Source organism: Streptomyces sp. NPDC002156 (genome assembly GCF_053593675.1).
In genome coordinates, this window is sequence record NZ_JBSFDA010000141.1 from 17,420 (window position 1) to 27,143 (window position 9,724).

General features: G+C 72.3%; 9 protein-coding genes and 1 riboswitch. Of the genes, 8 read left to right on the plus strand and 1 reads right to left on the minus strand.

Annotated features, from left to right (window positions below):
* Positions 1-4: 4 nt before the first annotated feature.
* Positions 5-1,462 carry an aldehyde dehydrogenase gene (locus tag ACWCRB_RS37735; protein ID WP_451000368.1) on the minus strand — a complete coding sequence of 486 codons (1,458 nt, stop codon included), beginning with the start codon at positions 1,460-1,462 and terminating at the stop codon, positions 5-7.
* Positions 1,463-1,657: 195 nt separating this feature from the next.
* On the opposite strand from ACWCRB_RS37735, the gene ACWCRB_RS37740 reads away from it, so the two are divergent.
* The 8 genes from ACWCRB_RS37740 to ACWCRB_RS37775 all read left to right on the plus strand — a co-directional run bounded on the left by ACWCRB_RS37740 (position 1,658) and on the right by ACWCRB_RS37775 (position 9,667).
* The gene (locus ACWCRB_RS37740; protein WP_451000369.1) at positions 1,658-2,695 is read left to right on the plus strand and encodes an MBL fold metallo-hydrolase; all 1,038 of its coding nucleotides are present in this window, start codon (positions 1,658-1,660) and stop codon (positions 2,693-2,695) included.
* A gap of 59 nt (positions 2,696-2,754) precedes the next feature.
* Positions 2,755-2,844: riboswitch (cobalamin riboswitch) on the plus strand.
* 120 nt (positions 2,845-2,964) lie between these two features.
* Entirely contained in the window at positions 2,965-4,197 is a 1,233-nt protein-coding gene (locus ACWCRB_RS37745) for a prenyltransferase/squalene oxidase repeat-containing protein (RefSeq protein ID WP_451000370.1), read from the plus strand.
* Positions 4,197-4,832 carry an SCO2322 family protein gene (locus ACWCRB_RS37750; protein WP_451000371.1) on the plus strand — a complete coding sequence of 212 codons (636 nt, stop codon included), beginning with the start codon at positions 4,197-4,199 and terminating at the stop codon, positions 4,830-4,832. The genes ACWCRB_RS37745 and ACWCRB_RS37750 overlap by 1 nt, the downstream gene beginning before the upstream one ends.
* Positions 4,825-6,030: an energy-coupling factor transporter transmembrane component T gene (locus tag ACWCRB_RS37755; RefSeq protein WP_451000372.1), complete on the plus strand. Its 1,206-nt coding sequence runs from the start codon at positions 4,825-4,827 to the stop codon at positions 6,028-6,030. The genes ACWCRB_RS37750 and ACWCRB_RS37755 overlap by 8 nt, the downstream gene beginning before the upstream one ends.
* Positions 6,027-7,772 (plus strand): ABC transporter ATP-binding protein, encoded by a 1,746-nt coding sequence (locus ACWCRB_RS37760; RefSeq protein ID WP_451000373.1) that lies wholly within the window; start codon positions 6,027-6,029, stop codon positions 7,770-7,772. Before ACWCRB_RS37755 ends, ACWCRB_RS37760 begins: the two co-directional genes overlap by 4 nt.
* Positions 7,773-7,879: 107 nt before the next feature.
* Positions 7,880-8,110, plus strand: coding sequence for a hypothetical protein (locus tag ACWCRB_RS37765; protein ID WP_451000374.1), 231 nt, complete (start codon positions 7,880-7,882; stop codon positions 8,108-8,110).
* Entirely contained in the window at positions 8,107-8,931 is an 825-nt protein-coding gene (locus ACWCRB_RS37770; protein WP_451000375.1) for an ECF transporter S component, read from the plus strand. Before ACWCRB_RS37765 ends, ACWCRB_RS37770 begins: the two co-directional genes overlap by 4 nt.
* A gap of 316 nt (positions 8,932-9,247) precedes the next feature.
* Positions 9,248-9,667 (plus strand): aggregation-promoting factor C-terminal-like domain-containing protein, encoded by a 420-nt coding sequence (locus tag ACWCRB_RS37775; RefSeq protein ID WP_451000376.1) that lies wholly within the window; start codon positions 9,248-9,250, stop codon positions 9,665-9,667.
* Positions 9,668-9,724: the final 57 nt, after the last annotated feature.

The window sequence follows — 9,724 nt, forward strand, 5'->3', positions numbered from 1 at the left end:
GCCGCTATCCCTCCCAGCCGGCCGGGAGATGGATCATCTTGTGCTCCAGGTACTCGCCGAATCCTTCCGGGCCGAACTCCCGCCCCAATCCAGAGTTCTTGTAGCCGCCGAACGGGCCGAGCATGTCCAGGCTGAAGGTGTTGACGGAGTACGTTCCCGTACGGACCTGCCGCGCCACCTCGATGCCGTGCGCCACGTCGGCCGTCCACACGCTGCCGCTCAACCCGTAGTCGGAGTCGTTCGCGATCTTCACCGCCTCGGTCTCGTCGCCGTACGGGAGCAGGCAGATGACCGGGCCGAAGATCTCCTCGCGGGCGATGCGCATCGAGTTGTCGACGTCGCCGAAGAGGGTCGGCTCGACGTACCAGCCCCGGTCAAGGCCCGCGGGACGGCCACCGCCGGTGAGGATCTTCGCGCCCTCCTCCTGGCCGATCCGGATGTAGTCGAGGTTGCGCTGCTGCTGGCGCCGCGCGACGAGCGGGCCGACCTGGGTCGCCGGGTCGAGCGGGTCGCCGACCACCAGCGCGCTCGCGGCCTGGGTGAAGGCGTCCGCGAACTCGTCGTAGCGGGAGCGCGGGAGGAGGATACGGGTCTGGGCCACGCACGCCTGGCCGTTGTTCATCCAGGCGGCGGAGACGATGCCGGGGACGGTGGTGTCGAGGTCCGCGTCGGGGAGCACGATCGCCGCCGATTTCCCGCCCAACTCAAGTGTGACGCGGGTGAGTCGACGGGCCGCTACCTCCATCACGCGCTTGCCCGCCGCGACCGAGCCGGTGAAGGCGACCTTGTCGATGCCCGGGTGTCCGACGAGGTACTCACTCACCTCTCGGTCGGCCGGGAGGATCGACAGGACGCCGGGCGGCAGTCCGGCCTCCTTCGTTATCTCCGCGAGGATGTACGCGTCCAGGGGCGACTCGGGCGACGGTTTGAGGACCACCGTGCAGCCGGTGAGCAGCGCGGGCGCGAGCTTGGCCGCCGCGACGAACTGCGGGACGTTCCAAGGGACTACGGCCGCGACGACACCGACCGGCTCGCGGCGGACGAGGATCTTCCCCAGCACGCCGTCGCGCGACTCCTCGTACGTGAAGTCGCGGGCGACGGTGATCGCCGAGTCCCACACCATCATCGCGCCGAGGGCCTGGGCGAGGACGCTCCAGGAGTACGGGGAGCCGTTCTCGGAGGAGATGACGCGGGCGATCTCCTCGTGCCGTACCAGGATCGCGTCCTTGATGCGGGTGACGACGGCGAGCCGCTCGTCGAGGGTCATGCGCGGCCAGGGTCCCTCGTCGAAGGCGGTGCGCGCGGCGGCGACCGCCCGGTCGACGTCGGCCGTGGAGGCGTGCGGCACACGGCCGATGACCTCTTCGGTGTGCGGGGAGATGACCTCGATGACGTCCTTGCCGAGGGGATCGGTCAACTCCCCGCCGATGAACAGCTGTCCGTGTTCCACGAGTTCGGTCATGGCCGACTGCCTCCCCGGGGACCGTCTCTGACGGTTCGTCAGATAGATACGGAGACAGTTACCAGTTCCCTCCCGAGGAGTCCACAGCGCTCACACCACTACACGCCACCACGAGGTAAGTGACTTGGGCTCCCATTGAAACTGGTTCTAGTTATAGTTGCCGGGCAGCCGACCGCCGGGGAATCGGGGGAGCCCATGACACAGGTGTCGACGCAGGTGACCGATCACGGCGGGGGCGTACGGTCCATCCGGGTCCCGATCCCGAACAATCCCCTCGGATACACGCTGGTGTACGTCGTCGACACCGACAGCGGACCGGTGCTCGTCGACACGGGCTGGGACGACCCGCTGTCCTGGGACACCCTCGCCGAGGGCCTGTCGGCGTGCGGCACCTCGACCGCCGAGATCCACGGCATGGTGATCACCCACCACCACCCGGACCACCACGGCCTGTCGGGCCAGGTCCGCGAGGCGTCCGGGGCGTGGATCGCGATGCACGAGGCCGACATCTCCCTGGTCCGGCGGACGCGGGAGAACCGGGCCGAGCGCTGGTACTCGTACATGACGGCGAAGCTGGCGGCGGCCGGGGCCCCCGCCGAGCACGTGGCGACCCTGACCAGGACCCCCGTCGGCATCCTGCCCGGCTTCTCCCCCGCGCTCCCCGACCGCGAGATCGTCCCCGGCGAACTCCTCGACCTCCCCGGCCGTCGGCTGCGCGCGATCTGGACGCCCGGCCACACCCCGGGCCATGTCTGCCTCCACCTGGAGGAGGCCCACCCGGCCGGGCTCCCCGGCAACGGGCGCCTGTTCTCGGGCGACCACCTCCTCCCCCGGATCACCCCGCACATCGGCCTGTACGAGGACCCGGACGACACGACGGTCGCCGACCCCCTCGGCGACTACCTCGACTCCCTGGAACGTGTCGGCCGCCTCGCCCCGGCGGAGGTGCTCCCGGCCCACCGCCACGCCTTCCCCGACGCGACGACCCGCGTACGGGAACTCCTCGACCACCACGACGAACGCCTCGCCGGCCTCCGCGCCCTCCTCACCACTCCCCTCACCCCCTGGCAACTCGCGGAACGCATGGAGTGGAACCGCCCCTGGGCCGAAATCCCCCCGGGATCAAGGAACATCGCGGTCTCGGAGGCCGAGGCCCACGTCCGCCGCCTGGTCAAACTCGGCCAGGCGGAGGCGGTGCCGGGGAGCGAGCCGGTCACGTACGTGGCGGTGTGACCTCGGTGCCGTTTTCACCGGCCGGTACAGTGGCCAGGTCGTCATCACACCCGTACGGGGGGAAGCCGGTGCAATTCCGGCGCTGACCCGCAACCGTGAGCGGTCCGGGCAACTGCCGGGGCCGTGAGCCGGATTGCCTCGTGCGGACCGTGACCGGCTCGCGTCACCGGCGGTCCGCCGGTGTACGGCACCGTCGAGGCATACGGAGCCGAGCCGCCCGGGGTGTCCCGTGCTGCCCGTCTCCCCGTAGGGAGAGGCATCCGCCGATCATGAATGTCCGCCGCAGCGCCGCGGCTTTGGCCGTCATCGCCGCCATCGTCATGACCGGGGGCGGGCCGGCGTCCGCCGCCTCTCCGTCGCCCTCCTCCGCCCTCCCCACCGGGCTGTACGGCACCTCCGATCCCACCTACGACGGCGTCTGGCGCCAGTCCCTCGCCCTGCTCGCCCAGGACACCGTGGGGGTGAAGCCCGCCGCGTCGGCCGTGGATTGGCTGGCCGGGCAGCAGTGTGCCGACGGTGGCTTCGCGGCCTTCCGGAGCGATGCCGGTTCGGCCTGCGGTGCCAAGACCCTCGTCGACACCAACAGCACGGGCGCCGCCGTGCAGGCGCTCGCCGCCCTCGGCGGGCAGGACGCGGTCGTCGGCAAGGCCGTCACCTGGCTGAAGTCCGTGCAGAACTCCGACGGTGGCTGGGGGTACGCGGCCGGTGGCGCCAGCGACGCGAACTCCACCTCCGTGGTCGTCGGGGCCCTCGCCGCCGCCGGTGAGAAGCCCGGCGAGGTCGTCAAGGGTGGCAAGTCGCCGTACGACCTGCTCGTGAAGTTCGCTCTGCCGTGCGGCGCCGGGAGCGGCGGGGGTGGCTTCGCCTATCAGCCCGACAAGAAGGGCAAGCTCGTCGCCAACGCCGATGCGACCGCGGCGGCCGTGGTCGGTGTGCTGGGGAAGGGGTTCGGTGGGGCGGCGGCCGGGAAGTCGGCCGACGCCTCTCCGACCTGTTCGGAGTCCGCCTCCGCCGAGCCCGCGCAGGTCGCTCGCAACGGTGCCGCCTACCTCGTACAGGCCCTCGCCAAGGACAAGCACCTCACCTCCGCGCTGGCCGGGGCCGAGGACCAGCCCGACTACGGGAACACCGCCGATGCGGTCGTCGCCCTGGCGACCGTCGGGCAGGGGCAGCGGGCCGCCGACGCGCTGAACTGGCTGGAGGGCAACTCCGCGCAGTGGGCGAAGCAGGCGGGGCCTGCCGCATACGCGCAGCTGATCCTCGCCGCCGACGCCGGGTCCGTCGATCCGCGTGACTTCGGCGGGCAGGATCTGGTGAGCCTGCTCAACGCGACGGGGCCGGCGCCCGTGTCCCCTTCTCCCTCTTCAACGGCCTCCGCCAAGGACAGTGACGAGGACGGCGACAGCGGGTTCGGGACGTGGTGGACCGTCGGTGTGTTCCTCGTCGCCGGTATCGGGATCGGGTTTCTGCTCAGTGGGCGGCGGAAGAGGCAGCAGCTGTGATGCGGCGTCGTGCGCTGCCCCTTCTTCTTGCCTCGCTGCTTCTCTGTCTCTGGGCGAACGCCGGGCCCGCCCAGGCCGCCGGTTACCGCTACTGGTCCTTCTGGGAGCGCGGCGCCAGCAGTAGCGAATGGACGTACGCCACGGTCGGGCCGTCCACCGCCGTCCCCTCCGACGGTGACGTCCAGGGGTTCCGGTTCGCCGTGAGCCAGGACTCCAAGGACGCCGCCCAGCCGCGCGGCGGTGCCGTGTTCGGGGTCGTCTGTGCCCGGACGCCCGCCCAGGACGGGCGGAAGCGGGTCGCGCTCGTCATCGACTTCGGTACGTCCGCCGATGCGCCGGCCGGCGAGAGTCCGCCCGCGACGCGTACGGCGTGCGCCCGTGTGTCCCCCGATGCGACCACGGCGGACGCCCTCGCGTCCGTGGCCAAGCCGCTGCGGTACAACTCCGGTGCGTTGCTGTGTGCGATCGCCGGGTATCCGCGCGCGGGGTGCGGCGAGGCGGTGTCGGCGGGTGAGTCCGCCGGGGGCACGAATTCGGGCAGTGGCCCGTCCGTGGGTCTCTTCGCTGGTGCCGCCGTTGTCGTGCTGCTCGGCGCGGCGGCGGTCTGGCAGACGCGGCGCCGCAGGCATGTCTGAGCGCTCTGGTGGGTGGGTTGTTCTTTGGCCGCGGGACGGTGGGGGCTGGTCGCGCAGTTCCCCGCGCCCCTATCGGATTCGGGGCGCGGGCGCCCCTTCAACCGTCCACCCGGGTGCCTGGTGGGTCTGGTCGCTCGGGCTCGGTACTGCCGCCACCCGTACCACCAACCCGCTTCTCCTCGGGCTGCTCATAGCCGTGGCGGGGTATGTCGTCGCCACGCGCCGTACCGACGCGCCATGGGCCCGTTCCTACAGCGCGTTCGTCAAGCTCGGGCTGGCCGTGCTTGTCATTCGGCTCGTCTTCGCCGTCGTTCTCGGCTCCCCTATTCCGGGCTCGCACGTCCTGCTCACGCTGCCCGAACTTCCCCTGCCCGACTGGGCGCAGGGGGTACGCGTCGGGGGCCGGGTGACCGCCGAGGGGCTGGTCTTCGCGCTGTACGACGGTCTGCGGCTCGCCGCGCTCCTCATCTGCGTCGGCGCCGCGAACGCCCTCGCGAACCCGGCCCGGCTCCTCAAGTCCCTCCCCGGCGCGCTGTACGAGATCGGTGTCGCGGTCGTCGTCGCGCTCACCTTCGCGCCGAACCTGATCGCGGACGTCCAGCGACTGCGCGCCGCCCGTCGGCTGCGCGGCCGTCCGGACCGTGGTGTACGGGGGCTGCTGCAGGTCGGACTCCCGGTCCTGGAGGGCGCGTTGGAGCGGTCGGTCGCGCTGGCGGCGGCGATGGAGGCGCGCGGATACGGCCGTACAGCCGAGGTCCCGGCCGCTGTCCGCCGTACGACCGCCGCGCTCACCCTGGGCGGCCTGCTCGGCGTCTGCGCGGGCACGTACGGGCTGCTGACGGCGGCGGGCGGTGCGTACGGGCTGCCGGTGCTGCTGGGCGGGCTGGCGGCGGCGCTGGGCGGGCTGTGGCTCGGGGGCCGGCGTTCGCTGCGTACGCGGTACCGGCCGGACGTGTGGGGCGTACGGGCGTGGCTGGTCGCGGGGTCGGGGGTGTCGGTGGCGACGCTTCTCGTCCTCGCCTCCGTCAGCTCCGGCGGCTCGGCGGCGCTGCATCCCGGTGTCGTGCCGCTGGTGTCCCCCACCCTGCCGCTGTGGCCTGCGGCGGCGGTGCTGTTGGGCCTGCTCCCGGCCTTCGTCGCCCCAAGTCCGCCTGCCAGCAAGCCAGTCGAGCCCATCGCCGTGAAGGAGCCGTCGTGATCCGCTTCGAGGACGTCTCCGTCACATATGACGAGGCCCCCGAACCCGCCGTCCAGCACGTCGATTTCGAGGTGCCGGAGGGTGAACTCGTCCTGCTCGTCGGGCCGTCGGGGGTCGGCAAGTCGACGGTTCTGGGTGCCGTCAGCGGTCTCGTCCCGCACTTCACCGGAGGCACCCTGCGCGGGCGCGTGACGGTGGCCGGCCGGGACACCCGTACCCACAAGCCGCGTGAACTCGCCGACGTGGTGGGCACGGTGGGGCAGGATCCGCTCGCCCACTTCGTGACGGACACCGTCGAGGACGAACTCGCCTACGGCATGGAGTCGTTGGGCCTCGCCCCGGACGTGATGCGCCGCCGGGTGGAGGAGACCCTGGATCTGCTGGGCCTGGCCGAGCTGCGCGACCGCCCGATCGGCACGCTCTCCGGAGGCCAGCAGCAGCGGGTGGCGATTGGCTCGGTCCTCACCCCGCACCCGAGGGTCCTGGTCCTCGACGAGCCGACGTCGGCGCTCGATCCGGCGGCCGCGGAGGAGGTGCTGGCGGTCCTGCAGCGCCTGGTCCACGATCTCGGGACGACGGTCCTGATGGCCGAGCACCGCCTGGAGCGGGTCGTCCAGTACGCCGACCGCATCGCCCTCCTCCCCTCCCCCGGTGCCGCGCCCGTCGTCGGCACCCCGGCGGAGGTGATGGCGTACTCGCCGGTGTACCCGCCCGTGGTCGCCCTCGGCCGCCTGGCGGGCTGGTCCCCGCTGCCCCTGACCGTCCGCGACGCCCGCCGCAGCGCCGGGGAGCTGCGGGAGCGGCTCGCGGACCGCCCGTACCCGGTGCGTACGCCAACTCCCGTACCGGGGACGGCAGTCGAGACAGCCCCGACCGCACCTCGCGGCCTCTTCCGCAGAACCCCGACTCCCGTACCGGAAAACACACTTGCCCCCGCCACGAGCACACCCCGCCGCCTCTTCCGCAAGACCCCGCCGCCCCCAACGACCCTTTGCCCGGCCGAAGTCGACGCGTTGACCGTCCGCCGGGCCCGCGTCGAAGCGCTGCGGCGCGTCACCCTCACCGTCTCCCCCGGCGAGACCGTCGCCCTGATGGGTCGCAACGGCGCCGGGAAGTCCACGCTCCTCGGCGCGCTGGTCGGGCTCGTCGAGCCGGCCGCCGGTTCGGTGCGCGTCGGGGGCCTGGCGCCGCATCGGACGGCGCCCCGGGATCTCGTACGCCGCGTGGGTCTCGTACCGCAGGAGCCGCGTGACCTGCTGTACGCGGACACGGTCGCCGCCGAGTGCGCGGCGGCCGACGCCGATGCGGGCGCCGGGGCGGGGAGCTGCCGGGCGCTGGTCTCCGAGCTGCTGCCCGGCATCACGGACGACACGCACCCGCGTGATCTGTCCGAGGGCCAGCGGCTGGCGCTCGCGCTGGCCGTCGTACTGACCGCCCGGCCGCCTCTCCTCCTCCTGGACGAGCCGACCCGGGGCCTCGACTACGCCGCGAAGGCCCGCCTGGTCGGCATCCTGCGTGGACTGGCCACCGAGGGCCACGCGATCGTCCTGGCCACCCACGACGTGGAACTGGCCGCCGAGCTGGCCCATCGGGTCGTGATCCTGGCCGACGGAGAGGTGGTCGCCGACGGCCCGACGGCCGAGGTGGTCGTGGCGTCACCGTCCTTCGCACCCCAGGTCACCAAGATCCTGGCCCCACAGCGATGGCTCACGGTCGCGCAGGTCCAGGAGGCCCTGCGGTGAGCGGGGCAGCCGGAAGGCCCCGCCCTGTACGTGGGGTCCGGGTCGGGCCGCGTCCCACGGCCGCCGCCATGGACGGGCCCGTCGCCCCAACCCCCGGAAGCCCTCCGATGAGCGGGACGACCGAGAAGCCCCACCCCGCCGGCGCCGTCCGGCTCGCGCCGCGACCCACGGCCGCCCCCGCCCTGGACGGGCCCGTCGCCCCAACCCCCGGAGGCCCTTCGGTGAGCGGGGCGACCGAGAAGCCCCGCCCCGTCCGTGCGGTCCTGCTCGCGCCGCGCTCCACCGCCACCCCCGTCCCGGACGGGCCCGTCGCCCACGCCCGGGAGGCCCTCCGGTGAACGGAACCGGCAAGCCCCGTCCCGTCCGGCTCGGGCCGCGCTCGACCGCCGCTCTCGTCCTCGTCGGGGCCGTGGGCGTGGTGGGGTTCGGGTGGCCGTTTCTTGCGCCGCCTGATTCCGCTGTGAATGCGCATGCGCAGGACGCGCCCTGGCTGTTCGCCGGGTTGCTCGTGCTGCTCGTCGCGGTGGTCGCGGCGGCGATCTCCGAGTCGGGGCTCGGCCCGAAAGCCGTGGCGATGCTCGGTGTGCTGGCGGCGGCCGGGGCGGCTCTGCGTCCGCTGGGCGCCGGTACGGCCGGGCTGGAGCCGATGTTCTTCCTGATGGTGCTCAGCGGGCGGGTGCTGGGACCCGGTTTCGGGTTCGTTCTCGGCTCGGTGACCATGTTCGCGTCCGCGCTGCTCACGGGCGGGGTCGGGCCCTGGATGCCGTTCCAGATGCTCGCGATGGGCTGGTTCACGATGGGCGCGGGACTGCTGCCGGGCTCCGAGCGGCTGCGCGGCCGGGCGGAGCTGCTCCTCCTCTCCGCCTACGGCTTCCTTGCCGCCTTTGCCTACGGCACGGTCATGAACCTGGCGGGCTGGCCCTTCATGGGCGAGCTGGCCTCGAACATCGCCTTCGCGCCGGACGCGCCGGTGCCGACGAACCTGGCCCGTTTCGTCACGTACTGCCTGGCGACCTCCCTCGGCTGGGACCTGGGGCGTGCGGTGCTGACCGTCGTACTGACGATCACGCTCGGCACGACCGTCCTCAAGGCGCTGCGGAGGGCCACCCGGCGGGCCGCCTTCGAGAGCCAGGTCACTTTCGACGCGCCCGGCGCGTGAAGCGGCCCACAGGACGCAGGTCACTTACGAAGCGGAGTAGTAGACCGATGTTCGTGTCATGGCCACACAGAAAGCGGCTCTGACCTGGCCATTGAGAGCCAGGTCACAAATGCCGCCTTAAACCCACATACGACCACAACTAGCAAAAGGGGTGATTGCGGACGCCCGTCGAGCCTGTTTCTCTGGAGCAGTCGCACGGCGCCGACGAACCCCCACGGGTCGCGGCGCCGCCGCATGTCACCGCCACCCACGCAGTACGCACCACCCGGCACCGACTTGCCCGCGACGGCCCTGACCCCGAAGAAAAAGGTTCTCCGTGTTCGTCTCCCGCATCGCCCGCACCATCGCCTCGCCGAAGAAGGCCCTCACCACCGCCGCCGTGGCCGCCGCCACCGCCGGTATGGTCCTGGCCGCGGCCCCCGCCGAGGCGGCGACCTCCGCCTCCGCCTCCGATGCCAAGGCGATCGCGCACAAGATGATCCCGAACGCCGCCCAGTACAACGCGTTCAGCAAGATCGTCGAGCACGAGAGCGGTTGGGACGTCGACGCGACCAACGCCTCCTCCGGCGCGTACGGCTTGGTCCAGGCCCTGCCCGCCACGAAGATGGCCTCCGCCGGCTCCGACTGGAAGACCAACGCGGCCACCCAGATCAAGTGGGGCCTGAACTACATGAACGACCGTTACGGCAGCCCCGTCGCGGCCTGGAACTTCTGGCAGGCCAACGGCTGGTACTGAGCCGGCCCGGCCTGACCTGACTGGGGCGACGGCCCCCGACTCTCCTGAGTCGGGGGC

Bases quoted from the DNA above. Each gene is read 5' to 3' on its own strand.
- ACWCRB_RS37740 (WP_451000369.1), top strand. From the start codon at position 1,658: ATGACACAGGTGTCGACGCAGGTGACCGATCACGGCGGGGGCGTACGG.
- ACWCRB_RS37735 (WP_451000368.1), bottom strand. From the start codon at position 1,462: ATGACCGAACTCGTGGAACACGGACAGCTGTTCATCGGCGGGGAGTTG.
- ACWCRB_RS37765 (WP_451000374.1), top strand. From the start codon at position 7,880: ATGAGCGGGACGACCGAGAAGCCCCACCCCGCCGGCGCCGTCCGGCTC.
- ACWCRB_RS37755 (WP_451000372.1), top strand. From the start codon at position 4,825: ATGTCTGAGCGCTCTGGTGGGTGGGTTGTTCTTTGGCCGCGGGACGGT.
- ACWCRB_RS37750 (WP_451000371.1), top strand. From the start codon at position 4,197: ATGCGGCGTCGTGCGCTGCCCCTTCTTCTTGCCTCGCTGCTTCTCTGT.
- ACWCRB_RS37745 (WP_451000370.1), top strand. From the start codon at position 2,965: ATGAATGTCCGCCGCAGCGCCGCGGCTTTGGCCGTCATCGCCGCCATC.